Genomic DNA, 26,680 nt, shown 5'->3' with positions numbered 1-26,680 from the left:
AAATGCGCAACGCATTTACGTGCTATGCGCGTCCTCTTCGCCGGCATCGATGTATATTTCTTGTGCGACTTCTGCGGCGATCTGGCTCGATGCGGCGGTCACGGGGGCGTAAGGGACCTGATGGTCGCTTTCGAGGTCGCTGCGCTGGCGGCGCGTCATCCGGTAAAGACCATAAATCCCAATGATCAGCATCAAGACGGCGGTAAACAACCAATACCCCCGGTTGCCGATGACATCCATCATGCGCCCGACAATCAGCGGCCCGGCAATTGCGCCGACCCCGTTTACAAACAAGAACCCACCTGACGCTGCCGCCATGTCCTCTTTTTCGAGGTAGTCATTCGCATAGGCCAGCAGCAATGCATATAATGGGTTCGATGTGCCGCCCACGATTGCGCCGCTCAGAACGATAATGGCAAAGCTGTCAGGGATGATAAACGCCAGCAGCGATCCAAAGCCGCCAAATAGTGCGATCCAGATGATCAAAATCCGTCTATCCATACGGTCTGACAGCCACCCGATCGGATACTGCAACAATAATGCCGCAACATAAATTGCCGAGACAAAGAACGAAATCTCACCGACGGATAATCCAACGCGGTTACCATAGACCGCAGACATCCCAAACTGCGCTGCGAAAACGCCGCCCAGCATGAACATGCCGAAACACGCAAGCGGCGACGCGTCAATCAAGTCTTTGATTTTCATACGTTTTGTTGCTGCAAACGCGGGCATTGGCCGGGCAGAAAGCAAGATCGGCGCAAAGGCCAGCGACACTAAAACAGACGGGATAATAAACAGCGTATAGCCGGACACATCCCCACGGCTGACGATCCACTGCGCAAAAACGATGCCAGCCATCTGGACGATCATATAAAGCGACAAGGCCTTGCCGCGGGTTTCATTGCTGGACGCATCGTTCAGCCAGCTTTCGGCAGTGATATAGACCCCGCAAAAGCAGAACCCGATCATAACGCGGCCAATTGCCCACGCCCAAGGTTCAATCAAAACCGGATAACAGATCAGCACAGCGGAAATCATCGACCCCATCGCCGCGAAAACGCGCACGTGGCCGACACGGCGAATCAATTCTGGCGTGTAACGAGACGAGAATAAAAACCCGACAAAATAGGACGACATGACAATTGAAAGCGCGAAAGTGCTAAAACCTTCTTGATCGCCGCGCAAACCCAGCAATGTCCCCTGCAGGCCGTTCCCGACCATCAGCATGAACATCCCGATGAACAAGGCCCAAGACCCTACAAAAACCTTAATCATCGCGCGCCCCTTCAATTGGCAGAACCGAACCTATGAACGATCGTCGTATATTTCCATCACACGAAAGCGACACAGCTGTATCTAATCACGCCGCATCATTCGAGAAAGGTAACAACAGTGATGCATCCCCGTAACTAAAGAACCGATAACCAGAGCTGATTGCATGCGCATATATATCCCTGATGACCTGTGGCCCCATCAACGCGGACACCAGCATCATCAATGTCGATTTCGGCAGGTGAAAATTGGTCATCAACCCGTCGGCCACCTTAAATTCGAAACCCGGAGTAATAAAAATATCGGTGGGGCCGGCCCAAGGTGTCAATGCACCACCGCGCGCTGCCGTTTCGATCAGGCGCAATGCCGTGGTGCCAACCGGAATCACCCTGCCGCCTGCGGCTTTGGTGGCGTTGATTTCGGCGGCCGCTTGTGCGGTTACCTCTCCCCATTCGGAATGCATCTTGTGGTCACGCACATCATCCACTTTGACAGGCAGAAAAGTTCCCGCACCGACATGCAATGTCACATGGGTGAATAAAACACCGCGCGCAGACAATGCCTCCATCAAAGGACCATCAAAATGCAGCGATGCAGTAGGCGCAGCAACCGCGCCTGCATGACGTGCCCAATAGGTTTGATAGTCTTGCTTGTCGGCCTCGTCGGCGGGACGCTTTGCGGCGATGTAGGGGGGCAACGGCATTGCACCGACCTGCGCCAGCGCCGCATCGAAATCATCGCCGGTCAGGTTGAACGCCAGATACGCCTGCCCGTCAGCACGTCCCGTGACGCGTGCCGTCAGATCGTGCGAAAATACAATCACCTCGTCATCGCGAATTTTGCGCAACGGTTTCACCAGCGCCGCCCAACATCCGTCTGCGCGCGGCTCGAGTAGTGTTACTTCGATCTTTGCGCTGGTGTCACCCTCCGCACCTGAACGATGCCGCATCCCTGTCAGCCGTGCTGGAATAACCTTGGTGTCGTTTAGAACCAACCGGTCACCGGGCTGCATAAGCTGCGGCAAATCCGCGACAATCCGGTCAGAGATGTGGCCGTTTTGCGCCAACAACAATCTGGCCGAACTGCGCGGCCGGGCGGGACGCGTGGCGATCAACGTATCAGGCAGATCAAAATCAAAATCACTTAGTTTCATTTGCTTACTTCCGGTGGCGGACGGCGGAAAATGTCCCGGAACATACCCGGTGTTAGCGCCGAAAATGGGTTTACGCTGACCTGCGGCGCATCACTGCTGCCCTTGATGGTATAGTTGAAACCAATCAGCCCCTCTCCCTTTCGGGTTAGAAAAGAACCAATGCCATTCAGCAGATACAGTGGGGACACCACGCCTTGCAGATCAATCTGTTTGCTGGCGAGCGTGTAAATCCCATCCAACGAAATGCCAAGCCCCGGCCCGACCGCACTGGCCCGCGTCACGATAACTTGTGTCGGTGACAGCCGGAATTGTGCGTCAACTTCGTCAAAGCTCAGCCCCTGCCCGTCAAGCTGTTGCAACAGCCCAACCACACTGATGGCGTCCAGCAGCGCCGCGATTGTCGGCGCATCGCGCACGCGGATGCCACGTACAGCCACGGTGCCATCAAACGACCCCGCGCCACCCGCAGGTAAAAGAGTAAGGTCAAGGCTGCCGCCACGCGCATTCGCCATCAGGCCCGTTGCGGCGATGACAGCGCCAGCATCATCACTTTGCACACGCACCGCAGACCGGCCATCTCGCGGCGCGATCACGCCTTGGACAGAGGCGGTGCCATTCACCATGCCGTTGAAACGCCCGGAAAATCCGCCAGCGCCGTTAAAGTCGCCGCGAAAGCCCGTCAGTGCGATCCCTTCAGTAATTTGCAGCCGATCGAGCGCAATTTGCATCGGCCCTCCGTCACCTTGGCTGGGCCCGAAACTTGCGCGACGCAGATCAACGCTGCCTCCGTTCATTACGACGCCTACGGGCTGTCCAGCGCCGCGCCCCTGCAAAGTGACAGGCGCGTTCAGCCAGTTCCCAATTTGCAGTCTGCTAAATGTCGCCGTCTCAAGCCCGCCCGATGCACGTAACCTGATTTGGCCCACAGCGTTCAAACCGCCACCGCTGATGCGTAAACTGTCAACCGAAGGCACTGCGCCAAGGGTGCCCGCGACGCGCAGTTCGCCTGCTTGACCTGCGGGTTTCGCCCATCCCACTGCAGGAATTGCCACCCTTAGTCCGCGCAAGTCAGAGGTGATCAAAAAGGCAGGCGCCTCACCGCGCACAAGATCGATCACCACATCAGCTGTGCCACTGCCCGCAAGTGTTCCCGGTGGAAGCGCAATCCGGAATTCATCCAAGACGTCCTGGTTCAGCACGACTTGCGCCGCCACTTGGCTTTGTCCTGCGTGCTCGGGGCCAAACTGCTGGCGCCATGTGCCATTGGCATTGGCCGCACCCAAACGCACCGGGCCATTGATCGTCAGTCCAGATCGATCGACAGCGACCTGCAACCGCGCGGCATTGAGCGTGCGCCCCGGGACCAGTTGATCACTGCGCACGCTGCGCAATTCAGCCGCTACATCAAGATCGACTTGGTCCAGCTTGACGCCGCGCATCATTGGGAACGACACCGTGCCGCCAACTTGCGCGCGACCGTCCGCCAAGGTGACGGGTCTCTGGGCCTTGTCGAGGAAAAGAAACGGTGGCTGGTTCAGGATTGATAAAACTGACGTGATCGTTCCATCAATCGCAAGATCAACCGTCCCTTGCGCCGGTTTCTGTCGGGTGTCGGCAATTTCAAACGTGGTGCCGGAAACATCGACCGGCCCACCTTGCGACGGTGCGACTGTGCCCGCATCCAGAGACACCGAAAATCGGTGATCGATAATGGACCCGACACCCGCGGCCTCTGTGATCAATGGCATGTCACGCATAAACCTGATCCGTGCCTGATCAAATTCAAAACCAATGGCCACGACCGGCTTTGTCTCTGGCGCGATGCGCAGACCAACAGTGCCGGTCGTGACACGTGCCTGCGCCAGATTTTCGTCGATCCACGTACGCGTCTTCGGCTTGATGGTTGCGGGCCAAAACGCCAACAATTGCGCGGGCTGCAAATCATGGACAGCACTATCAAGTGCACCGTGCCAGCCGTCTTCGGACGCGACCACGTTCCCTTGCGATATCACGCGGACATCGCCCGTCTCGATCACCATCTGCCCCAGATCGATGCGGAACGGATCGAACCGCAGGCGAAAGTCGACATCAGCGGTGTCAATTGTCGGCGCCGCATCAAACAGACCAAGCGGGTTCAACGCGACATCGCGAAATTGAAATTGCCCCAGCAATGATCTGGGCAACCCGTCCTGAAACTCACGCAAATACGCATCGCCCGACGCGTGCAAACTGCCCCAATCCGTCTCAAGGTTGATATCGGAAAACGCGATGCGGTCCCGAACCGGATCGTAGGTCAGATAAGCTTTGGCCGCCTGAAACGCGATCGGTTTGGTCGCATCATTTGGCTGCAACGCGCCGCGCCCGATTTCCAATGTGGCACTCAGCGGACCCAACGCGCCGTCGTCATCTAACGCCGTGCGCAGCGAGGCTGAAATTGGCGCGTCAATATCGCGCAGCCATGTCAGGGCAGGCGATTGTGCGGCGATGTCGCTTGCGATCGCATCGTCAATCGACACCGCCAGCTGGGCGGCGCGACTGCCACGCGGACTGCTGTAGGATAAGGTGACCGTCGTCACATCAGCACGCCCTGACAGCAGCGAAAAATTCCCGTCAAGCGCGGTCACACCACCGCGCAGGTTTAACCGCAAGGTGCCCCCGTCAACCACCCAACTGCGCCGTGCGCGCGCATCGTCAAAATTGATGACAACGCCTTGTGCAGTCACGCTTTCCAGCGCCTCAAGCTGCGGACGTTCAAACACACGATCCAGCTGGTCCAGCAAAAGAGGTATGGATCGCGCCTGCCCAACTTCGTTTGTGTTTCCTCCCAACGCGACGGCAACGGTCCCGTCGCGTGCCCTGCGCAGGTTGATTTGGGTTCCAATCACGCTGACATTTTGCATCAGCACTTCACGGCGAAAAATCAGCCCGCGCGGTGATACGACACCTTCGACGACAGGGATGCGCGTGATCATCACGCCGTTTTTGTCAGATAGCCTAGTGTCGATCAGGCGAACGTGCGGGTGCAAATCGCGGCCGACCCGCAACGTGATGGCCCCGAATTCCAAGGTGCCGCCATCCAAAACATCGCCCGCGCGCGCCTCGATCCGGTTCACGATCCAACTTGGGGCCGTGATTTCACGGTCAACCATCATCACGCTGGCGACAACAGCAAACACGACGGGTGTCAGACCAATCCAGATCATCGCGCGCAACCAAAACACCCAGCGTCGCAACCGGCTGGTCGGCGCAGCGGGCGGCGGTAAAAGCGGTTGATCGTCTGGGTCTGACACGCGGATGGGTACTTTCGGGTGGTAAGGTCTTTATCTTTGCTCTTGTCGGGTTAAAACAAAAGCAAGAAAGAACAACGCAGAAAAGGACGCGATATGACAGAGCTGACAATTGGCGATCCGGCCCCCAGCATTACACTGCCACGCGATGGCGGCACAACCGTGTCGTTGGCGGATTTCCTGGGTCAAAACGTGGTTCTTTACTTCTATCCCAAAGATGCCACCCCTGGATGCACCACAGAAGCCATTGATTTTACCACCAACCTGCCCGGCTTTGACAGCCTGAACACAGTTGTTCTTGGCGTTTCCAAGGATCCGGTCAAAAAACATGAAAAATTCGTCGCCAAACATGACCTGAAAATCGCGCTCTTGTCGGACGAAGACGGTGACGTGTGTGAACGGTATGGCACATGGGTTGAAAAGCAGATGTATGGCAAAACCTACATGGGGATCGAACGCGCGACTTTCCTGATCGGCGCAGACGGTAAGATCGCGCAAATCTGGCGCAAGGTGCGCGTGCCCGGCCACGTGGATGCGGTATTGGACGCGGTACGCGCATTATGACCCTGACAGAAATGGCTGTGGCGGTGCTGAATACTGCTGACGGCCGCGAAAAGACGGCGCTATCACATCGCTATGCCGCACAGTGGCGCGAAAGCCGCGCCGGCAGTACGCCCATTGCAATCGGTGACGCCCAACCGCCTTCCTACCCGGCACGCCCCGACAAACCAGAACTGCTGAACCCCCGTGACGTGCCACAGCGCAAGCCCGGAACCGAAGCCGGGCGCATCGCGCTTTTGCATGCGGTCGCGCATATCGAACTGAACGCTGTTGATCTGCACTGGGACATCATTGCCCGGTTTACCGACACGCCTTTTCCCATCGGGTTTTACGACGATTGGGTCAAAGCCGCGGACGAAGAATCAAAACATTTCAATCTGATGTGCGACTGTCTTGAAGAAATGGGGAGCTTTTACGGCGCCCTTCCAGCCCATGCCGGCATGTGGCGCGCCGCAGAAGACACCGCTGATGATCTGATGGGCCGCCTTGCGGTTGTGCCAATGGTGCTGGAAGCGCGCGGGCTTGATGTCACGCCAGGGATGATCAAAGTCTTCAAACAGGCCAAACATGTCGCGGCGGTGGCAGCCCTTGAAACCATCTATGCCGAAGAGGTTCACCATGTGTCCTACGGGTCCAAATGGTTCAACTTTTTGTGCGGTCGTCACGACCTTGACCCGACAGGCGTTTTTCATGACTTGGTGCGGCGTTATTTTCACGGCACGTTAAAGCCACCATTTAACGAAGAAAAACGGGCAGAAGCCGGTATGCCACCCGACTTTTATTGGCCGCTGACAGAACCCGCCAACGAGGCAAAGACTGCCGACGGTCCGGCATAAACCCGCGGACCGCGTCCTAAAATTGTTGCAGGCCGCGATTAGGGTGCTTAGAGACATAGGCGACACTGGTGTGGGGACCAGTTTATACCGGGACGACACAGGGCGACATAGTGCGATCAAAGCTAATAAAATCCGTTCACACCACACTCGAACGCTGGTTCCCTGAACGCAGGTTGTTCCTGCGTTCCGATTCAGAGACACGGTTTATCCGGCTGAAGTCTGAAACGCAGCTTGTGGCTTGGACCGGATGTATCATCGTCGTGGCGTGGACGATTGTCGCGACGGCCATCTTGTTGATGGACAGCATAGGCGCCGGGAATTTCCGTGCACAAGCACAACGCGATCAGATGACCTATGAACAACGTCTGAACGCACTGTCAACAGAGCGGGACGCGCGCGCCATCGAAGCTGCAACCGCACAAGAGCGTTTCAATTCGGCGCTGCGCCAAATTTCGATCATGCAAAGTGAACTGTTAGCGACCGAAGAAAAACGTCGCGAACTTGAAACAGGGCTTGAGGTCGTGCAAAGCACGCTCCGCGATACGATGAAAGCCCGCGAAGAAGCGCGCGCACAAGTCTCTGAACTTTCTCTTGAAAACGGACCGCAGACCAACACCGCCATCAATGAAGACACTTTAGGTACTGTGGATATGCTGGCCACTGCACTGGCGCAGACCGCAGTCGAACGCGACAAAATCGCCGCCGACGCTGAATTCGCGGTCGGACACGCCCAAGAAATAGAGCTACAGCTACGCTTGCTACAAGAACGCAACGACGAAATTTTCCGCCAACTCGAAGAGGCGATGATGGTGTCGGTTGAACCGCTGGACGATATGTTCCGTGCAGCGGGGATGAACCCGGATACGATGCTTGAACAGGTGCGGCGCGGGTACTCTGGCACCGGCGGTCCTTTGACCCCTATTCAATTCTCGACGCGCGGCGGTGAGCCGGATTCAGACGCGCTACGTGCAAACGGCATTTTGGCGTCGATGGATCGCATCAACCTGTACCGCATTGCGGCTGAAAAAGCGCCCTTTGATGTCCCAGTAAAAGCAGGCTTTCGCTACACATCTGGCTTTGGGCCGCGCTGGGGCCGGATGCACGCGGGAACCGACTTTGCGGGGCCCATTGGCACCCCAATCTACGCCACCGCCGACGGTGTCGTCGTCCACGCAGGCTGGGCGTCGGGTTACGGCCGCCTGATCAAAATCCAACATGATTTCGGAATAGAGACAAGATACGCACACTTAAACGCCATGAATGTCAGTGTTGGTCAAAGAGTCTCGCGTGGCGATCGAATTGGTGATATGGGCAACTCAGGTCGGTCGACTGGCCCACACCTTCACTACGAGGTTCGCGTCGGAGGCGAACCCGTCAACCCCATGATCTATATAAGAGCTGGACAAGATGTTTTCTAAATCCAAAATCAATGAACCTGGGCCAAAGTCGGCCGAAAATGAAACCAATGCATCAGATGCGTCCAAAACCGCTGCGTCAGGTTCGGATTTCAAACCATCTGCACCCAAGGCCAAGCCGGCGGCGTCGATCCTGTCGTCAGACCTGTTGATTACAGGCAATCTAAAGACAACGGGCGACATCCAAGTTGAAGGTCAGGTAGACGGCGACATTCGTGCGCACCTGCTGACAGTTGGTGAAGGCGCGACAATTCGCGGCGAAGTCATCGCGGATGATGTTGTCGTAAACGGTCGCGTTGTGGGCCGCGTGCGCGGCCTTAAGGTGCGCCTGACATCCACGGCCCGCGTCGAAGGCGACATCATTCATAAAACAATCGCCATCGAAAGCGGCGCACATTTTGAAGGCTCCGTGCAGCGCCAGGATGACCCGCTGTCCACAAGCGCAAAAAAAATGCCGACGACCGGCGCGGCGACAGAACCTAGCAAATAATTTGCGCCAAAATCGCACTTTCAAAGGGCATCTGAAACGGGTGCCCTTTTCTTATGGCGCTTACATTTCTAGCAGTGGCGTTTGTTTTTTTCACTGAACAAAGAATTGCCGCGGATCGGTCCGATTTCCGCCGCTTGCCGTACTCACTTTGGCTGCGTATCCAGTTAGTTGATTAATCAGTCAATAAAACGAATCTATCATGCATGGAGAGACACATTGAATTACCTTAAGCCTGCCCTGCGCACGCTGACCCTCGGGATCGCAACAACCGGATTTGTGCTGGCTGGCCAATCTGCCAGCGCGCAATCGATCGCATGTGGCGCGCCATACACAATTTCGTCAGGCGATTCATTGTCAGGCATTGCCAAACAAGTATACGGATCTGCCGCCGATTTCCAGATCATCTACAGCGCAAACGCTGCGGCAATCGGCCCAAATCCCGGGCTGATTTCGTCAGGGCTGGTCATTGATATCCCCTGCCTTGATGGCAACACCACATCGCAAGCAAACGCCGCCGCAATCCGCGAAGTGGTCACGACCGAACAGCTTGCCGCGCCGTCTGATCTGGTGGTCCGCGTTGTCACTGCGACCGACTGGGCGCCCTATTTCAACGAGGACCAAGAACAAGGCGGGATGGTCACCGAACTGACAAATGTTGCACTGTCCGCCGCAGAAGGCACCCCAGAGTACAAGATCGATTTCATTAACGACTGGGGCTCACACCTGCAGCCGCTGCTGACGGACCACGCCTATGACTTTGCGACCGCATGGTACGAACCCCCCTGTGATGTCGTTGACCGTCTGGGCGACGACGCCAAATTCCGTTGCAACAACTTCGAATGGTCCGACCCGATGTTCGAAATTCTGCTGGGCTATTTCAGCCGTGCGGACGATCCGTTGCCAGCCACCCATGCCGAACTTATGGGGAAAAGCATCTGCCGTCCTGACGGCTATGAAACCTTCGTTCTCGAAGAAGACGGCCTTGTCGCGCCAGCCATCACCTTTGGCCAGGAAGTCCTGATCACAGGCTGTATGCAAGGTCTGCTGGACGGCACATACGACGTTGTGGTGATCGCTGTTGATCCCGGCCAAGGCGCGGTTCTGGAACTGGGTGCGCAAGACCAAATCATGCTGAACGAACAGCTGACCAAGGTTCTGAACCTCAGCCCGGTGATTTCAAAATCAAACCCCAACCGCGAAGCTTTGCTGAACATGATGAACACAGGCATCGCAGCGATCAAAGCAGACGGGCGCTGGTTTGAAATTGTGAACCGCCACCTGTCAGCACATCGCGCGATGACACAATAAGCGACACGATCGCAAACGCGAAAAGGGCGCCGATTGGCGCCCTTTTTTTTGCAATCACACAATCGCCCGGCGATACAAATGCCAGGTTGCGTGCCCTAAAACCGGCAGCACAACCACCAGCCCCAAAAACCAAGGGGCCAACGCGATCAACGACAGCACCGCAATGACCACCGCCCAGACGATCATCACAAACGGGTTTTGGCGCACCACTTGCAGGCTCAACATCATTGCTGTCACAAAATCCACTTCGCGGTCCAGCACCAATGGCAGGCTCACCACAGTCAGCGCGAACAGCAAAAACGCAAGCACCGCCCCGACCACCAGTTCTGCGGCAATCATCGCGATCCCCGTGGGCGTCAAAAACACATCCAGGCTGCCCGTCACATTGGTCATCGTTGACACACCCATGAACAGGGCAAAAATCATATGGGCCAGAAAGGTCCAGAACAAAAAGTAGATGACAATAATTGCACCCAGCCAAGGCAACTGGCGCGTGCGTTCTTGCCAGACAATTCCCAACACCTCGGGCCACAAAAGTGGCGTATCATTTTCCATCCGGTGGCTGACCTCGTAAAGTCCTGCGGCAGCAAATGGTGCAAGTAGCGGAAAACCAAGCGATGTCGCCAGTACCCAGCTGACATGCCCTGCCCCGAGCCAGATCATTAAAAATCCGCCCAGAACATAGACCGCACTGAAGAATAGCCCGAACTGGGGCGCCTTGCGAAAATCCGCCAGCCCCGCGCGTAAAACCGCGCCGATGGTCGACAGCGACAACACCTGCACCTGTGGCTTCACAACTTGCGTCATCGGACCCTCCTGTCCGTAAAGGATAGGAAGCAATGTCCGTGACGTCTACGAAAGATTATTCTGCGTTGGCCTGAGCCCGGCTTTTGCCGGCAACGTCCATCGCCAATGTGGCCCCCATAAACCCGTCCAGGTCACCGTCCAACACACCTTTGGTGTCCGACGTTTCGTGCCCCGTACGCAGATCTTTGACCATCTGATAGGGCTGCAAAACATAGGACCGGATCTGGTTGCCCCATCCCGCGTCACCAGCGTTTTCATGGGCCGCGTTGACCAAGGCGGACCGCTTGTCCAGCTCCATCTGATACAGCCGGGATTTCAGCGCCTTCATCGCGATATCGCGGTTTTGGTGCTGCGATTTTTCCGAACTGGTCACAACGATCCCTGTCGGAAAGTGGGTGATGCGCACCGCGGAATCCGTGGTGTTCACGTGCTGACCACCCGCCCCTGATGACCGATACGTATCCAGTCGAATATCAGATGGGTTCACTTCGATTTCGATGTTGTCGTCAACGACCGGATAGACCTTTACCGATGTAAACGATGTGTGGCGCTTGGCCGCGCTATCAAACGGGGAAATCCGCACGAGACGATGCACACCGCTTTCGGATTTCAACCATCCATAGGCGTTATGTCCGCTGATCTTATAAGACGCTGATTTGATCCCCGCCTCGTCGCCGGATTGCTCGGCTTGCAGTTCGACCTTGTATCCCTTTTTCTCGGCCCAGCGGACGTACATCCGCGCCAACATATTGGCCCAGTCGCAGGATTCTGTACCACCAGCACCTGCGTTGATCTCTAGGAAGGTATCGTTTGCATCGGCTTCACCGTCCAGCAGCGCCTCAAGCTCTTTTTGGGCCGCTTTGGGACGCAATGCGGTCAGTGCCGCCTCTGCATCCGTGACGATTTCGGCATCGTCTTCCATTTCACCCAGTTCGATCAATTCGATGTTGTCGGCAAGCTCTTGGGCGATGGTGTCGTAATTTGCCATCGCATCGACCAGTAACTGGCGATCGCGCATTAGTTTTTGCGCGGCTTCGGGATCATCCCAAAGGGTCGGATCCTCGACGCGGGCGTTAAATTCCTCCAGCCGATGCGGCGCAGTTTCGCGGTCCATCCGCTGGGCAAGCAGGTTCAGCGACTTTTCGATCGCTTCCACGGTTGTCTGGATTTCTGCGCGCATGGGGCACCTTTTTGGGTCAAGTCAATGTCAGTGGGGTCTTACAGCGCACAAGCTGCGCCGACAAGCGGGTGGTCAGTAAAGACCACCCGTCGACAGCGTGCCAAATGTTGCTTTGGGGCCAACCGTCGCCGTTTCACCCGTCGATGTTGTGACCTGGCGTGACGCGCGCGGCACTTCATCAAACAATGGCAAATCACCCGCCATCGCAAAACCACCATCGAACGTGATCCCGAACAGTGGCTCTTCGCCGGGGCGGAAACATTCCGCGATCACGTTGTCGCCCGACGCGCCGTCCGGCAAACGCGCACCGCTAAAACGGTCGATGTTGATAAACTGGCAATCGGCAGGCGGGGTGAATGGCCCGGCGCCATACCGGTCAATCGCGTCACGCATAAAGCGGTTGAACACGGGTCCACACATGCCGCCGCCTGATGCGCCGCGCCCCATGGTGCGCGGAGTATCATAGCCGATATAGCAGCCCGCAACGATATTGGAAGAAAACCCGATAAACCATACATCCTTTGAATCATTGGTCGTCCCGGTTTTCCCGGCAATGGGGACGGGCAAATCAATCGTGCCGCTTGCGGTCCCGCGCGTCACAACGCCCTGCATCATCGATGTAAGCTGATAGGCCGTGATTTCATTCATCACACGGTCGCGGTTTGACACGATCCGCGGGCCGACACCCGCAGGCAAGGTCGCGTCATCACAGTCAAGACAGTCGCGCTGGTCGTGGCGATAGACGGTATTGCCATAACGGTCCTGCACGCGGTCAACCAAAGTCGGTTCAACCCTTTCGCCACCATTGGCAAACATGGCATAGGCCGCAACCATCTTGAAAAGCGTGGTTTCGTCAGACCCCAACGACGCCGCCAAAACCCGGTTCATATGATCATATACGCCAAAACGTTCCGCATAGAGACCAACCGTGTCGATCCCGATTTCTTGGGCCAAGCGAATGGTCATCAGGTTGCGTGACCGTTCAATACCTGTGCGCAGCGGCGTCGGGCCGTAATACTGGTTGGACGAGTTTTTCGGTCGCCACACACCTTGGGGCGTGTTGATCGTGATCGGTGCATCCACCACGATGGTCGCTGGCGAATAGCCACTATCAAGGGCCGCGGCATAAACAAACGGCTTGAATGACGACCCCGGCTGGCGTTGCGCCTGCGTTGCGCGGTTAAACACAGATGCCTGATAGCTAAAGCCACCTTGCATTGCGATCACGCGTCCGGTGTTGACATCCATTGCCATAAAACCACCCTGCACTTCGGGGACTTGGCGTAATGACCAACGGATAAAGGTGCCGTCACTGTCAGATGTCATCCGGCGCACCAGCACGACATCACCGACTGTAAAGTTCTCGAAGAAATCGCCGCGCATCCATTCAATGTCGCGGCGCGGAACAACAAACGGTTCAGCTTCGGTCTCGATCACGCCCTCAACGCCGATTTTCAGCTCATTTTCTTCAACGCCCAGAATAACGGCAGGATACCACCGGGACACCAAATCAACATCACGCGCCACCTTGGTTGCGCTTAAGGCGACGCGCCACTGACCTTCGGTGGCAAGTTGATCTTCGGCGATCGTAATCCCGGTGCCGCGCCAGATACCTTCGGCACGATCATACTCTTCCAGCGCGCGCTGCAATGAATGTGCCGCCGAGACCTGCAATTCCGGATCGACCGTCGCCCGAATAGACAACCCCCCCGAAAAGAATTCGTCCTCGCCAAAGTTTTGCGACAACTGGCGGCGAATTTCGTCCGTAAAATAATCGCGTGGCGGCAGGCTTTCTTGAAAGCTGGGGAAATCGCCGTTCTGGACCGTGCGCAGCGGATCATTCAGCGCCTCAACCAATTGCGCATCAGTCAGATAGCCGTTTTCGAACATCTCGCGCAGGATGAAATTACGCCGCGCGATTGCTGGCGCGCGGTTATTGACGGGATGATAGGAATACGGTGCCTTCGGGTGCACTGCCAAAAACGCGGCTTCGGCAGGGCTAAGTTCAGACAGCGCCTTGTTGAAATAAGACCGCGCGGCGGCCGTGACGCCAAATGACCGCACACCCAAATCAATTTCGGTCAGATACAGTTCAAGGATCTGGTCCTTGCTCATGGCCGTCTCGATTCGGCTTGCCAGAATAATTTCACGAATCTTGCGCTCTAGGGTGGTTGATCCATCCAGCAAAAAGTTCTTCATAACCTGCTGGGTAATCGTCGATGCACCCCGGATATTTTCACCGCGCGATGTCACAGCCTCGACGCCAGCAGCCAGAATGCCGCGCAGATCATAGCCCGCATGAGTATAGAAATTCTTGTCTTCGGCCGAAATAAACGCCTGTTTCACGATGTCAGGAATTTCCTCAATCGGTGTAAACAAACGGCGTTCGGTAGCAAATTCATCAATAATTTGCCCTTCACCAGAATAAATCCGGCTAATCGTCTTGGGCTGGTAGCGCGCCAGTGTTTCATAGGTCGGCAGGTCGCGACCATACATATAGAACACAGCCCCCAGCGTCAGGGCGCCCATGATCAAGCCCAGTGTCAGCAGGGTAAAAATCCCACCAAAGAATGAAAGAATAAAGCGCAGCACGGGTGATTTTGTCCTATAGTTTAGCCGATCTTATACGCGGCCCGCGACCAATGGTCAAAAGCCGATCTATGTAGATATAGCGCGGCTGTTCACAATTTACGGCGCAGTTGCGGAGAATGTGGCGACGGCGGCCACGATCGTGGCGACAAGCCGCGCACGCCCGGCGGTATCTGTCAGGTCACGACGGTCCTGCGCGTTCGACAAGAACCCGACTTCGACCAGCACGCTGGGAAAATCAGCGGCGGACAAAACGGCAAGCTGGCCTTCTCGGCGGGGCTGGTTATTCACACGCACCCTTGCCGCTTGCATATTTTTCACCAAAATATCCGCAAACCGCCGCCCCTCTGGACCGGTTTCGGACCGCGCAAGGCCCATCAATACCGTCGCGACCCGATCGGTCTGGGTCGCCAAATCGACACCCGCCAACAGATCACCGCGCTCGTGACGTTCCACCATGCGCCGCGACGCAACAGACCCGCCATCCGCCGACAACGTATAGACCGATGCGCCAGAGGCGTCATCTTCGCTTAACGCATCGGCATGCAGCGAAATAAACAGATCAGCCCTTGCCGCACGCGCCACAGACACCCGCGCGTCCAAGGGCACAAACACATCGCTGTCACGTGTCAACACCGCAGTAACCCCATCGAGTTGGTTCAAAGCCTGCGCCAACTCGTGGCCCAACTGCTGCATCAGCGCGGCCTCCTGCACACCACCGCGTTCCGCGCCGGGATCAATCCCACCATGGCCGGGGTCCACAACGACGACAAAGTCACCACCACTGTCACGGTCGGTTTGCAACGCGGGCGCAGCAATCGGCGGGACAACATGCGGGGGGGCGCCCGCAGCGGCGGAAAAGCTGGCCGCGCTGACGCGTTTGAGAACAATCGATAAGTCCGCGCCCGACTGATGTGTGACAAGCGCCGCTGTTTCGACCTGCATCGGCCCGGCCAGATCGACAACCATCCGCGACCAACCACCATCCAGCTGCTCGAACCGCAATGCCGTGGCGCGATCACCCGACAGCAGCGCCATCGGATCAATTTCCGGCCAGATCGCATCTTGAAAGTCGATGACAAGACGGCGAGGATTATCCAATGTAAACAAACGATAGGGCGTCACTTCTGATAGTCCGACCGCCACCCGAAGTTCCCACCAACCGTCTTTTACGGCCGTCCGTTCGGGATCGAACTGCACCTGCGCAACGGCACCAGAACACAGAAAAATAAACAGACAAACGACGCGGATCACGTGCGGCGCGCCTCCATAAAGCGCGCAATGCGGGTCAGGCCTTCACGGATATCTTCGGTCCCGCGCGCATAGGAAAAGCGCAGCCAGTGATGCCCGCGGGACGCATCAAAATCGAGGCCCGGCGTCACCGCGACACCAACCTCGTCCAGAATTTGCGCCGCAAACCCAAGCGCATCATCTGTGTACTCTGATACATCGACATAGACGTAAAACGCACCATCAGGTGGGGCAAACCGCGCCAATCCGGCCGCGCGCAACCCGTCGATCATCAGACTGCGGTTGGCTGCATAGACTGCCTTGTTCTGGTCCAGTTCTTCGGGGCAGTCCATCGCGTGCAATGCCAGACGCTGCGCAGCATGCGGCGCGCAGATGAACATATTTTGCGCAAGCCGCTCAACGCGCCGCACATGATCATCGGGAACAACCATCCACCCCACGCGCCAGCCTGTCATCGAAAAGTATTTGGAAAAAGAGTTGACGACGTAGGCTTCGTTTGTGACCTGCAACGCGGTCACCGGCGCCACATCATAGTCAATCCCGTGATAAATCTCGTCCGAGACAAAGGCGGCGTTGGCATCTTCGCATGCGTCTGCCAGCGCCCTTAGGCCCCTGGCGTCCAACATCGTGCCGGTTGGATTGGCAGGGGATGCCACAATCAAACCGGCCAGATCATAATCTGCTACATCGCTTGGCAGGGGTTGAAACCGCTGCGCAAGGGTTGTCGGGATATCGACCGGTGTCAAACCAACGGCCTTTAGGATCTGTCGGTAAGACGGGTAGCAGGGCGTGCCCAACCCAACCCGTTCGCCATTGTCGAACAATGCAGAGAACGCCAGCAAAAACGCGCCCGATGCGCCACTGGTCACAACCACACGCGCAGGGTCCAGATCGACACCGTACCAATCGCCATAATGGCGGGAAATGCGGGCGCGCAGTTCCGGCAAGCCAAGGCCCACGGTATAGCCCAGCGGGGTCTTCATCTCGGTGATCAGCTTGGCGCGGGCAGCCGCAGGCGCACCGGTGCCGGGCTGGCCGACCTCCATGTGTATGATGTGCCGGCCTGCCTCTTCCGCCTTACGCGCGGCCTCCATCACATCCATCACGATAAATGGATCTACGTCGCCCCGAGAGGAATGTCGCATATGCTCGCCTATTCGTTTTTGCTTTGGCCCTGTTTGCCTCTCACTGGCATGTGACGTCAATGCACCTTGGCAAAGACCGGCGGATATGGTCTGACAATCCATAAATATTCAGAAGAGATGACCAAAATGATGTTGCGCTTTGCCCTTCCTGCCCTTCTGGCGCTTGCCAGCCCCGTCGCCGCACTGGATCTAACTGCGATGACCGATGCAGAACGCGCAGCATTCCGCGCCGAAGTGCGCGCCTATCTGCTGGACAATCCCGAAGTGCTGCAAGAAGCAAATGCAGCCCTTCAGGCGCGCGAACAGCAGGTGCAGTTCGAAACGGATATGGCGCTGGTGCAAACATATTCCGACGCTTTGTTTAACGACGGTCATTCCTATGTTGGCGGCAATCCTGACGGTGACATCACCATCGTCGAATTCATGGATTACCGCTGTGGTTACTGCAAGCGCGCCTTCCCCGAGGTCGAGGCGCTGCTTGGTGCTGACGACAATATCCGCTTTATCGTCAAAGAGTTCCCGATTTTAGGCGAACAATCAGTTTTGGCCGCGCGCTTTGCCATTGCCACGCAATTGGTCGCAGGCGACGATGCCTATAAAGCGGTTCACGATAACTTAATGGAGTTTCGCGGCGATATCACCGCGGCAAGCATGACACGGCTCGCTGAAATACTTGGGCTTGACGATGACGCGATTATCGCGCGGATGGATTCCGAAGAGGTCACACAGGTGATCGCAGCAAACCGCAATCTTGGCAATGATATGCAAATATCGGGAACGCCAACTTTTGTCATTGGTGACGTCATGGTGCGCGGATATATCCCGATTGATGCGATGGAAGGGCTTGTCGCGGAAATGCGTAGCGAATAGCGGATTGTGGCATTGGCCTTTGTCATCAACGCCGCGCGCCTAATGCTGAAATAAAATTCACAATCAGAAGATCGCGTCGCATTGTGTGATCGGCCTCTCGACAAGTCGGCCTCTCAAGCTACCTCTGATCCCTATGCAAAATTGAGCGTAAGGATTAAAACCATGACCTCTCGTCGGACTTTTCTCACCACTGCCGCAGCCGCTGGCGCAGTCACGCTTCTGCCGTTCCGCTTGCGCGCCGCTGGCCATAGCGCTGATACTTTTGACACGATAAACGGTCGTGTCACTGTGCACCCTATCGACCATGCATCCATCGTTCTCGAGACGCCGGCAGGGGTGATTTACGTCGATCCCGTCGGCGATGTCGCGATGTATGACGCGATGCCCGCCGCCGATCTTATTCTCGTGACGCACGAGCATGGCGATCACTACAACATCGACACGCTGACATCCCTGTTGGGCGACGATGCCGCGCTTATTACCAACCCTGCCGTGTTTGATATGCTGCCCGCCGCGATGCAGGCGCGCGCGACCGCAATGGCAAACGGCGAAACAGCCCGCACAGGCGATATCAGCCTCGAGGCGGTCCCTGCCTACAACATCACCGAAGACCGGCTCGACTTTCACCCACAAGGTCGCGACAACGGGTATATCGTGTCGGTGGACGGGCTGCGGATCTATATTTCCGGGGACACCGAAGACACCCCGGAAATGCGCGCGCTGGAAAACATTGATGTGGCCTTTGTCTGCATGAACCTGCCCTTCACCATGGGCAAAGAGGCCGCAGCGTCTGCCGTGATGGAATTTGCGCCAAAGTATGTCTATCCCTACCACTATCGCGGACGGGACAACGGCACACAAAACCCCGAAGAATTCGCTGAACTGATCTCGGGCGAGATCGAAGTCAAAATCGGGAATTGGTACGGCGGCGTAATGCCGTCCTAAAAATCGCGCGCGACAGAGCCAGACCATATCAGGTCTGGCTCTTATCTTTTCTGCACAGTGGAATTGTGATTAGGTGCCCTGCTCTGCCGCCGTCACCTTTTGTGCGGCTTCGATTTCAGCGGCTTTCTTTTCGACCTGTTCGACAATGTGTTCGATCATGTCCGTGTTTGATTGCTTGTGGCTTTGTTTACCGGCCAGATAGATCATCCCTGAACCAGCCCCACCGCCCGTAAAGCCCACGTCGGTCATCAGTGCCTCGCCCGGGCCATTGACCACACATCCGATGATCGACAGCGACATCGGGGTTTTGATATGTTCCAAACGCTGTTCCAACGCCTCGACAGTTTTGATGACGTCAAAACCCTGACGGGCACAGGACGGGCAGGAAATGATATTTACACCACGGTGCCGCAGACCCAGTGATTTAAGGATCTCGAATCCCATTTTCACCTCTTGGACCGGATCTGCGGACAGCGACACACGAATGGTATCACCAATCCCCATCCACAACAGGTTTCCCATACCAATGGCCGATTTTACCGTGCCGCTGATCAATCCGCCCGCTTCGGTAATGCCAAGGTGAATGGGGGCATCCGTCAGATCGCCCAGCTGCTGATAGGCCGCCGCAGCCATAAAGACGTCCGACGCCTTACACGAGATTTTGAACTCGTGAAAATCGTTGTCTTGCAGAATTTTGATGTGATCCATCCCGCTTTCGACCATCGCGTCGGGCGTTGGCTCGCCGTATTTATCCAACAGATGCTTTTCCAGCGACCCTGCGTTCACGCCAATGCGGATCGAACAATTATGGTCGCGGGCCGCCTTGATCACCTCTTTGACGCGCTTTTCATCACCGATATTGCCAGGATTAATGCGAAGGCAGGCGGCCCCCGCTTCGGCGGCCTCGATCCCGCGTTTATAATGGAAATGGATATCAGCGACGATCGGAACAGAGACTTCGGGCACAATCAGTTTCAACGCCTTGCTTGACGCCTCGTCGGGTACCGACACCCGCACAATATCGGCGCCAGCGTCTGCGGCCTCTTGAATTTGCGCGATGGTGGCTTTGACGTCGGTGGTCAGCGTGTTCGTCATCGTCTGCACAGTGATCGGTGCATCGCCACCAACGGGCACGTTCCCCACCATAATTTGACGAGATTTACGGCGTTCAATCGAACGCCAAGGGCGGATATGATTCAATGACATGGGGCTGCTTTCGGGCAAACACGTATGCACCTAACCTAAGCATGATTACCAATGGCAGCAACCAGTCAAGCGGCTTATTCGGTCACGCCCGCCTCGGCAACGCGGATCATTTCCGCAAGGTCAGCATCAGCCGACAGATCGGCGACGTCGTACGTTTCCGTCAAACTATCGGTGGACAGCGCAACATTGGATGTGACCACACCTTTTTGCCCCACTGGGCCATAATGCACGCCGCTGACCGCGAAATACATCGCACCGCTTTCGCCGACGCGCAGTGTTGCGGGCTCTTCGGTTGCAGGTACGACAAAATTCTCGCCCGGGGCCATCACGCCTTCGAAAATCACTGTGCCATCTGCAGACTTTACACGGACCCATGCGGGGCGCACTGCCACCAGCTGCAACTCTGGCACCGGGGATTCGACAACCTGAATAGCCGGGGCATGCGGGCCGACAATATCTTCGGCGGTGGCGACGATAACCTGCGGGTTCTCAGGCACATCTGGGACGATTGTGCCGATTGATCCAGGATTCAATGTTGAAATCGGCGCGTCACGTGCCACCAAAACGGGCACATCAAGAGCTTGCGGGCGGTAAAGCCGATCCAGCGCTTCACGGGTCGGCGCCTCATAGCCTGTCAGCGCATCAGACGCCCCAGCGGCACTGGAAAACCCGGCCAACGGATCAAGATCGGCAATGATGGCAGGTGCTTGCTCTACCGGCGCAAACTGCACTTTTTGAACTTCCTGCAGGACGGCCCATCCGCCGTAGCCCAGACCACCGATCATCGCGATCAGTACCAAAACAGAACCCAATGCACGCGGCTCAAATTGCGACAATACCGCGTCACCCGCGGGAATAAACGCTGTTCTTGATCCGGAAAAAATGTCTTTACCCAATGGGGCCGACACCACCTCGCCCGGTTTCACCTGCAAAGATGACGCTTTTTGCGACATCCCATGCGCGGTCGAAAAACCGCTTTCTTTGCAGAACGTGGCAAAGGCTTCGTCAGGGTTCATTTTCAGATAGCGCGCATAAGACCGCACGTAACCTGCAATAAACCCGGGCGTGTCGAACGCAGACGGGTCCGCATTTTCGATTGCAGCAATATATGAGGCTTTGATCTTTAGCTCGCGCTGCACGTCTAACAGGCTCTTGCCCATTGTCGCACGTTCGCCGCGCATCAGGTCGCCAAGGCGCAACTCAAAGGCGTCAAAACCTTTGGCTTGTGCGTCCTCAGCTGCGTTAACGCGCTTGAAGGTCTTCCCGATCATCGACTGTCCCGTCGCTTGCTGCCCCTAAATGCGCTGCAACACGAATCAACTTTGCAAGTGCACTTGTACAACGCATAGCATACAGGCGCATGCTATGCATATGTTGAAAAGAAGTTAACCAGCTAACTCGGCGCGATTCAACGCACAATGCGACCACAGGCTGTCCAGCGCACCAACCAAAGCATCCATTTCACGCGCCCCATGAACGGGTGACGGTGTGAACCGCAAACGTTCTGTTCCACGTGGTACAGTCGGAAAATTGATCGGCTGGACGTAAATCCCGAATTCCGAAAGCAGCATATCGGACAGCTTTTTTGTATGCACCGGGTCGCCGACGATCAGGGGCACGATGTGCGAACCGTGATCAATGATCGGTAAACCCAGGCCCTTCAGCCGCAGCTTCAGGATCTTGGCCTGTGTCTGGTGCTTAACGCGCAAGCTGTCGTCCGTTTTCAAATGCGCCACGCTTGCCGCTGCACCCGCAGCAACCGCTGGAGGCAGGCTCGTCGTAAAAATAAAGCCCGGCGCATAGGACCGGATCGCATCACACATCTTAGCGCTCGCAGCGATGTAGCCGCCCATGACGCCATACGCCTTGGCCAAGGTGCCATTGATCATATCAATTCGCCCCATCAACCCGTCACGCGCAGCGATGCCCGCACCGCGGGGGCCGTACATACCGACAGAATGCACCTCGTCGATATAGGTCAGCGCGCCAAATTCATCCGCCAAATCGCAAATGTCTTTGATCGGGGCGAAATCACCGTCCATCGAATACACGGATTCAAAGGCGATCAATTTCGGTGCTGCGGGATCATCCGCGGCCAGCAATTCACGCAAATGTGCCAGATCATTGTGGCGGAAAATACGTTTCGCCCCGCCATTGCGGCGCACACCTTCGATCATCGACGCATGGTTCAAAGCATCAGAGTAGATGATCAACCCCGGAAATAGCTTTGGCAGCGTGCTTAGCGTCGCGTCGTTGGCGATATAGGCCGACGTGAACAGCAATGCCGCCTCTTTGTCGTGCAGATCGGCCAGTTCGGCTTCAAGGCGCTTGTGATACACTGTGGTGCCGGAAATATTGCGTGTGCCACCCGAACCTGCACCGGTGGCGTCAATCGCCTCGTGCATCGCGGTCAAAACAACGGGGTGCTGGCCCATGCCCAGATAGTCATTGCCGCACCACACCGTCACTGGCGCCTCGGACCCGTCGTCCTTGCGCCAAATCGCATGTGGATACTGACCGCGTTTGCGTTCGATATCAATAAAGGTCCGATACCGGCCTTCGGTGTGCAAACTTTGAATAGCGGCGTCCAGCTGGGCGTTGTAATCCACTGATACTTCCTTCCTTCGTCGTCACAAAACCCCGCGCAGGCGTCAGGTTTTGAATCGTTCTAAGCGTCATATAGGGCCAAACCCCATCGGGCAATACGCTACAAACTGTCGCGACCCCCATTTAGGTCATACATGGCACCCGCTTAGCGTTCCGTGATCTGGATCAAACAGGGTGCCCCAATGCCCCATCCTGATCCGCGCGACGATCGGCCCAAGGGTACGCTGTCTCGAAATATCGGTCAGCATAGTGCAAAAAACGCGAATTTACGTACGCCCCGCGTCTCGCCGTTCATGGCAACTTCGACTAAATCGGTTAAATAATCATACATCGCGGTACCCATTCTTACCGGACCGGTGACACACCGAATGTGCATTGGGGAATTTGATTGACCCTGACCATAAACGTGCCACCCTGTGCAAAACAACAAAAAGGCATCGAACATGATACTCGACCCTGTGCTTGCACGCATTGACACCGACCTTTCGGCAGCGACAGACCGTCTGCTGGAACTGCTGCGGATCCCGTCAATTTCTACTGACCCCGCCTACAAAGGTGACTGTGATACAGCAGCGGATTGGCTGGTGGCAGATCTGCAAAGCATCGGGTTTGATGCCTCAAAGCGCCCGACAGCTGGCCACCCTATGGTTGTTGCCCACTCCGGCGGGACCGGACCGCATGTGTTGTTTTACGGGCATTATGATGTGCAGCCGGTGGACCCGTTGAACCTTTGGGACCGCGACCCGTTTGATCCGCAAATCGAAGACACGGCCAAAGGGCCGGTCATTCGCGGGCGCGGGTCTTCCGACGACAAAGGGCAGCTGATGACCTTTGTCGAGGCCTGCCGCGCCTGGAAAGCCGTGCACGGCACACTGCCCGGCAACATTACCCTGTTCTTCGAAGGCGAAGAGGAATCCGGGTCGCCATCGCTCACACCTTTCATGCGTGACAATGCCGATGAACTGACGGCCGATATCGCGCTGATCTGCGACACCGGGCTTTACGGCGACAGTACGCCCGCCATCATCACCCAGTTGCGCGGGCTTTTAGGTGAAGAACTGACCATCACCGGCCCGAACAAAGACCTGCATTCAGGCATGTACGGCGGTTTGGCGATGAACCCGGCACGGGTCTTGGCGAAAATCATCGCGGCACTGCATGATGATGACGGGCGGATCACCGTTCCCGGCTTTTATGACGGTGTCCCCGAACTTTCGAACGAACTTGCCGCTGCTTGGGACGATCTGAAATTCGACGAAAAGGCGTTCTTGGGCGAGGTAGGACTGTCAGAACCTGCCGGTGAAAAAGGCAGGCGCCCGCTTGAGATGATCTGGTCGCGCCCCACCTGCGAGGTCAACGGCATGTGGTCCGGCTATACCGGCGACGGGTTCAAAACGGTGCTGCCATCCCAAGCCCATGCAAAAATCAGTTTCCGATTGGTCGGCAAACAAGACCCGCTGAAAATTCGCGAAAGCTTTCGTAAGATGGTGCAAGACATGCTGCCCACCGATTGCAGCGTGACCTTCGCGCCGCATGGCGCCAGCGCCGCCGGGCAGATGACCACAACCCACCCAGCCTTTGATCAGGCGCGCAGGGCGCTGTCTGATGAATGGCCGAATGCGGCAGCTTTTGTCGGGTGCGGCGGGTCGATCCCGATTGCGGGGCACTTCAAGGATATCTTGAATATGGACGCGATGCTGATCGGCTTTGGCAAAGACGACGACCAAATTCATTCACCCAACGAAAAATACGACCTGTCATCGTTCCACAAGGGAATCCGGTCATGGGCGCGCATTCTGCACGAAATGACCAAGTAAGACCCACGATCGGAGGGCGGGTTTCATCCCGCCCCCCTTTGCGCGGCGCGGTTACATACGCACAGGGTCCAGCGCGACCGACCACAATTCAACATCCGCTCTGTCCATCAAGCGCACGGTCATCACGCCTGTCGCAGCCGCAATATCCACCTTGCCAAAAAACTGCATCCCGTCGGATGGCGGCAGGTTCGCCTGACCTTGGCCCGGATGTTTGGCAAAACGCACCTCGGGGCCAAACGTGTTATCATAGTCGCTGGGACCAAAAGTACCGGCATGCAACGGGCCCGACACAAATTCCCAAAACGGATCAAAATCCTGAAACACAGCCCGATCAGGGCTATAATGATGCGCGGCAGTATAATGCACGTCAGCGGTCAGCCAAACCGTGTTCAAAATGCCGGCGGTCTTGATAAACGACAACACGGCCGCGATATCCTGTTCGCGGCCCAGCACAGGTCCGTCCCCATTTGCCCCGTTTTCCATGTTGGTATCACCATCGCGCACCATCATGCCAATCGGCATATCCGACGCGATCACCTTCCATGTGGCGGTGGAATTGACCATCTCACGCTTCAGCCACGCCATCTGCTCTGCACCCAGAAACGGTGTCGGCGCCGTTTCGGTGTTGGCCGTGTTGTCACCACGGTAGGTGCGCATATCAATCACAAAAATATCCAGCAGCGGCCCGTAGGCGACCTTGCGATAAACGCGCTTCGGTTCGGCCAATGACTGACGCGTCGGCATCATTTCGTGAAACGCATGTGCCGCCCGCGCCGACAGCAATGCCGCAGATTTTTCGGTATAGCGATCATCGGCGCTGAGCATTTCATTGGGGTACCAGTTGTTGGTCACCTCGTGGTCATCCCACTGCGCAATGATCGGCACATGGGCATTAAGCGCCAAGACATTTTTGTCCATCAGATTGTACAAATGCTGGCCACGGAATTCATCCAGCGTCTCGGCCACTTTGGACTTTGCCTGGGTGACAATATTTTTCCAGATCGTGCCATCGGCCAATGTGACCTCTTCTTGCAACGCGCCATCGGCATAGACAGTATCGCCCGAATGCAAAAAGAAATCGGGGTTGTGCTGCAACATCGTGGCATAGGTCTGCATGCCGCCGCGATCCACATCAATGCCCCAGCCTTGGCCCGCGGTATCGCCCGACCAGACAAAGGTGATATCGCGCAGCGCATTTGGCGCTGTCCGGAAATGCCCGGTCAGGGCCTCTGATTCCACCCCGTCCGCCAAATCAATCATCTTGACCCGGTAGAAAATGTCCTGATCCGACGGCAACCCTGTCAGCGCCATCTTTCCCGTATAATCGCTGGGCGTGCCAACAGACAGGCCAGGGACCGGGTTAGCGTCAGCAAAGCTTTCGGTGGTGGCCCATTCGACCATCATCCGCGACTCGCGGTCGGCACGGGCCCAAACAACGGCACCGTCATGGGCGGCATCCCCCGATTGAATCCCATGTGTCATCACCGGACGGCTTTGCGCGCGGCTGAGCGATGGCATAAAAAGACTGGTTCCAAGTGCTGCGGAACCCAAAAGCGTTTGACGGCGGTTGAGCATAATACGTGGCATGTTCTGAACTTTCCTGACCAAGAGTTGATCCGAAAACTATCCAGCAGCCACGTGACAGGCTCACACCAAACACATGACAGTTTAGGAAAGATTTGATGACAATTGCTCAGGCTTTCGACAGACACCGAACGTCGGCTCCGAGCCCCAATTGATTGATGCTGCAACCTGCATGAATGTCTGCTCAGCTTTCGCATTTCTATCAGAACAATCACACAATTGTCAGAATTTCCTGCCTTAAAGCATGTGTTGGTATGAGAGGAAGTACATGAGTACTGTTCTTTATTTTGTCGTCGTCATCGCCGCATTTTTTGCAGTTGTTCACCTGTTGGATCGGTTTGTCTGGCAACCAAA

Annotated in this window: 20 protein-coding genes; 8 read left to right on the top strand and 12 right to left on the bottom strand. The window is 56.4% G+C overall.

Annotation, left to right across the window (positions count from 1 at the left end; translation table 11 throughout):
* Nucleotides 1-15: 15 nt before the first annotated feature.
* The 3 genes from ACXJGX_RS13410 to ACXJGX_RS13400 all read right to left on the bottom strand — a co-directional run bounded on the left by ACXJGX_RS13410 (nt 16) and on the right by ACXJGX_RS13400 (nt 5,718).
* Nucleotides 16-1,278, bottom strand: coding sequence for an MFS transporter (locus ACXJGX_RS13410; RefSeq protein WP_474782511.1), 1,263 nt, complete (start codon nt 1,276-1,278; stop codon nt 16-18).
* 85 nt (nt 1,279-1,363) lie between these two features.
* On the bottom strand, nt 1,364-2,428 hold the full coding sequence (gene queA / locus ACXJGX_RS13405) for a tRNA preQ1(34) S-adenosylmethionine ribosyltransferase-isomerase QueA (RefSeq protein ID WP_474782509.1): 1,065 nt from the start codon (nt 2,426-2,428) through the stop codon (nt 1,364-1,366).
* Entirely contained in the window at nt 2,425-5,718 is a 3,294-nt protein-coding gene (locus ACXJGX_RS13400) for a DUF3971 domain-containing protein (RefSeq protein ID WP_474782507.1), read from the bottom strand. Before ACXJGX_RS13400 ends, queA begins: the two co-directional genes overlap by 4 nt.
* Before the next feature lie 93 nt (nt 5,719-5,811).
* Between ACXJGX_RS13400 and bcp the strand changes: the two genes are divergently transcribed.
* The 5 genes from bcp to ACXJGX_RS13375 all read left to right on the top strand — a co-directional run bounded on the left by bcp (nt 5,812) and on the right by ACXJGX_RS13375 (nt 10,325).
* A complete protein-coding gene (bcp, locus tag ACXJGX_RS13395; protein ID WP_474782505.1) occupies nt 5,812-6,279 on the top strand; it encodes a thioredoxin-dependent thiol peroxidase in 468 nt (155 codons plus the stop codon).
* The gene (locus tag ACXJGX_RS13390) at nt 6,276-7,112 is read left to right on the top strand and encodes a ferritin-like domain-containing protein (RefSeq protein ID WP_474782503.1); all 837 of its coding nucleotides are present in this window, start codon (nt 6,276-6,278) and stop codon (nt 7,110-7,112) included. The genes bcp and ACXJGX_RS13390 overlap by 4 nt, the downstream gene beginning before the upstream one ends.
* A 125-nt stretch (nt 7,113-7,237) precedes the next feature.
* The gene (locus ACXJGX_RS13385; protein ID WP_474782879.1) at nt 7,238-8,530 is read left to right on the top strand and encodes a DUF5930 domain-containing protein; all 1,293 of its coding nucleotides are present in this window, start codon (nt 7,238-7,240) and stop codon (nt 8,528-8,530) included.
* Nucleotides 8,520-9,017 carry a bactofilin family protein gene (locus tag ACXJGX_RS13380; protein ID WP_474782501.1) on the top strand — a complete coding sequence of 166 codons (498 nt, stop codon included), beginning with the start codon at nt 8,520-8,522 and terminating at the stop codon, nt 9,015-9,017. The genes ACXJGX_RS13385 and ACXJGX_RS13380 overlap by 11 nt, the downstream gene beginning before the upstream one ends.
* A 216-nt stretch (nt 9,018-9,233) precedes the next feature.
* Entirely contained in the window at nt 9,234-10,325 is a 1,092-nt protein-coding gene (locus ACXJGX_RS13375) for a LysM peptidoglycan-binding domain-containing protein (protein ID WP_474782499.1), read from the top strand.
* A gap of 54 nt (nt 10,326-10,379) precedes the next feature.
* On the opposite strand, the gene ACXJGX_RS13370 is transcribed toward ACXJGX_RS13375, so the two are convergent.
* The 5 genes from ACXJGX_RS13370 to ACXJGX_RS13350 all read right to left on the bottom strand — a co-directional run bounded on the left by ACXJGX_RS13370 (nt 10,380) and on the right by ACXJGX_RS13350 (nt 17,297).
* Nucleotides 10,380-11,132 carry a DUF2189 domain-containing protein gene (locus ACXJGX_RS13370; protein WP_474782497.1) on the bottom strand — a complete coding sequence of 251 codons (753 nt, stop codon included), beginning with the start codon at nt 11,130-11,132 and terminating at the stop codon, nt 10,380-10,382.
* A 55-nt stretch (nt 11,133-11,187) separates the two neighbouring features.
* Complete coding sequence (gene prfB / locus ACXJGX_RS13365) at nt 11,188-12,312, bottom strand: peptide chain release factor 2 (protein WP_474782495.1); 1,125 nt, start codon at nt 12,310-12,312, stop codon at nt 11,188-11,190.
* A 72-nt stretch (nt 12,313-12,384) separates the two neighbouring features.
* Complete coding sequence (locus ACXJGX_RS13360; protein WP_474782493.1) at nt 12,385-14,904, bottom strand: penicillin-binding protein 1A; 2,520 nt, start codon at nt 14,902-14,904, stop codon at nt 12,385-12,387.
* A 96-nt stretch (nt 14,905-15,000) separates the two neighbouring features.
* Nucleotides 15,001-16,155 (bottom strand): N-acetylmuramoyl-L-alanine amidase, encoded by a 1,155-nt coding sequence (locus tag ACXJGX_RS13355; RefSeq protein WP_474782491.1) that lies wholly within the window; start codon nt 16,153-16,155, stop codon nt 15,001-15,003.
* Entirely contained in the window at nt 16,152-17,297 is a 1,146-nt protein-coding gene (locus ACXJGX_RS13350; protein ID WP_474782489.1) for a pyridoxal phosphate-dependent aminotransferase, read from the bottom strand. The genes ACXJGX_RS13355 and ACXJGX_RS13350 overlap by 4 nt, the downstream gene beginning before the upstream one ends.
* 117 nt (nt 17,298-17,414) lie before the next feature.
* Here ACXJGX_RS13350 and ACXJGX_RS13345 point away from each other — a divergent pair, with 117 nt between their 5' ends.
* Both ACXJGX_RS13345 and ACXJGX_RS13340 read left to right on the top strand, forming a co-directional pair.
* Nucleotides 17,415-18,167: a DsbA family protein gene (locus ACXJGX_RS13345; protein ID WP_474782487.1), complete on the top strand. Its 753-nt coding sequence runs from the start codon at nt 17,415-17,417 to the stop codon at nt 18,165-18,167.
* Nucleotides 18,168-18,329: 162 nt separating this feature from the next.
* Nucleotides 18,330-19,112 (top strand): MBL fold metallo-hydrolase, encoded by a 783-nt coding sequence (locus ACXJGX_RS13340; protein WP_474782485.1) that lies wholly within the window; start codon nt 18,330-18,332, stop codon nt 19,110-19,112.
* 69 nt (nt 19,113-19,181) lie between these two features.
* On the opposite strand, the gene ispG is transcribed toward ACXJGX_RS13340, so the two are convergent.
* The 3 genes from ispG to hemA form a co-directional block, all read right to left on the bottom strand.
* Nucleotides 19,182-20,318 (bottom strand): flavodoxin-dependent (E)-4-hydroxy-3-methylbut-2-enyl-diphosphate synthase, encoded by a 1,137-nt coding sequence (ispG, locus tag ACXJGX_RS13335; RefSeq protein ID WP_474782483.1) that lies wholly within the window; start codon nt 20,316-20,318, stop codon nt 19,182-19,184.
* Between the two features lie 74 nt (nt 20,319-20,392).
* Nucleotides 20,393-21,589, bottom strand: coding sequence for a helix-turn-helix domain-containing protein (locus tag ACXJGX_RS13330; protein ID WP_474782481.1), 1,197 nt, complete (start codon nt 21,587-21,589; stop codon nt 20,393-20,395).
* A gap of 114 nt (nt 21,590-21,703) precedes the next feature.
* The gene (hemA, locus tag ACXJGX_RS13325) at nt 21,704-22,927 is read right to left on the bottom strand and encodes a 5-aminolevulinate synthase (protein WP_474782479.1); all 1,224 of its coding nucleotides are present in this window, start codon (nt 22,925-22,927) and stop codon (nt 21,704-21,706) included.
* A gap of 441 nt (nt 22,928-23,368) precedes the next feature.
* Between hemA and ACXJGX_RS13320 the strand changes: the two genes are divergently transcribed.
* On the top strand, nt 23,369-24,742 hold the full coding sequence (locus tag ACXJGX_RS13320; protein ID WP_474782477.1) for a M20/M25/M40 family metallo-hydrolase: 1,374 nt from the start codon (nt 23,369-23,371) through the stop codon (nt 24,740-24,742).
* 51 nt (nt 24,743-24,793) lie between these two features.
* Here ACXJGX_RS13320 and ACXJGX_RS13315 read toward each other — a convergent pair whose 3' ends face one another.
* Nucleotides 24,794-26,329, bottom strand: a complete 1,536-nt coding sequence (locus ACXJGX_RS13315; RefSeq protein ID WP_474782475.1) for an alkaline phosphatase D family protein — start codon at nt 26,327-26,329, stop codon at nt 24,794-24,796.
* Nucleotides 26,330-26,680 lie beyond the last annotated feature (351 nt).

The organism is Yoonia sp. SWMV100 (genome assembly GCF_056108365.1).
Note: the sequence above shows the minus strand (reverse complement) of the source record. Positions and strands in the feature narration are given on the sequence as shown.

Bases quoted from the DNA above. Each gene is read 5' to 3' on its own strand.
- ACXJGX_RS13410 (WP_474782511.1), bottom strand. From the start codon at position 1,278: ATGATTAAGGTTTTTGTAGGGTCTTGGGCCTTGTTCATCGGGATGTTC.
- queA (WP_474782509.1), bottom strand. From the start codon at position 2,428: ATGAAACTAAGTGATTTTGATTTTGATCTGCCTGATACGTTGATCGCC.
- bcp (WP_474782505.1), top strand. From the start codon at position 5,812: ATGACAGAGCTGACAATTGGCGATCCGGCCCCCAGCATTACACTGCCA.
- ACXJGX_RS13390 (WP_474782503.1), top strand. From the start codon at position 6,276: ATGACCCTGACAGAAATGGCTGTGGCGGTGCTGAATACTGCTGACGGC.
- ACXJGX_RS13380 (WP_474782501.1), top strand. From the start codon at position 8,520: ATGTTTTCTAAATCCAAAATCAATGAACCTGGGCCAAAGTCGGCCGAA.
- ACXJGX_RS13370 (WP_474782497.1), bottom strand. From the start codon at position 11,132: ATGACGCAAGTTGTGAAGCCACAGGTGCAGGTGTTGTCGCTGTCGACC.
- prfB (WP_474782495.1), bottom strand. From the start codon at position 12,312: ATGCGCGCAGAAATCCAGACAACCGTGGAAGCGATCGAAAAGTCGCTG.
- ACXJGX_RS13350 (WP_474782489.1), bottom strand. From the start codon at position 17,297: ATGCGACATTCCTCTCGGGGCGACGTAGATCCATTTATCGTGATGGAT.
- ACXJGX_RS13345 (WP_474782487.1), top strand. From the start codon at position 17,415: ATGACCAAAATGATGTTGCGCTTTGCCCTTCCTGCCCTTCTGGCGCTT.
- ACXJGX_RS13340 (WP_474782485.1), top strand. From the start codon at position 18,330: ATGACCTCTCGTCGGACTTTTCTCACCACTGCCGCAGCCGCTGGCGCA.
- ispG (WP_474782483.1), bottom strand. From the start codon at position 20,318: ATGTCATTGAATCATATCCGCCCTTGGCGTTCGATTGAACGCCGTAAA.
- ACXJGX_RS13330 (WP_474782481.1), bottom strand. From the start codon at position 21,589: ATGATCGGGAAGACCTTCAAGCGCGTTAACGCAGCTGAGGACGCACAA.
- ACXJGX_RS13320 (WP_474782477.1), top strand. From the start codon at position 23,369: ATGATACTCGACCCTGTGCTTGCACGCATTGACACCGACCTTTCGGCA.
- ACXJGX_RS13315 (WP_474782475.1), bottom strand. From the start codon at position 26,329: ATGCCACGTATTATGCTCAACCGCCGTCAAACGCTTTTGGGTTCCGCA.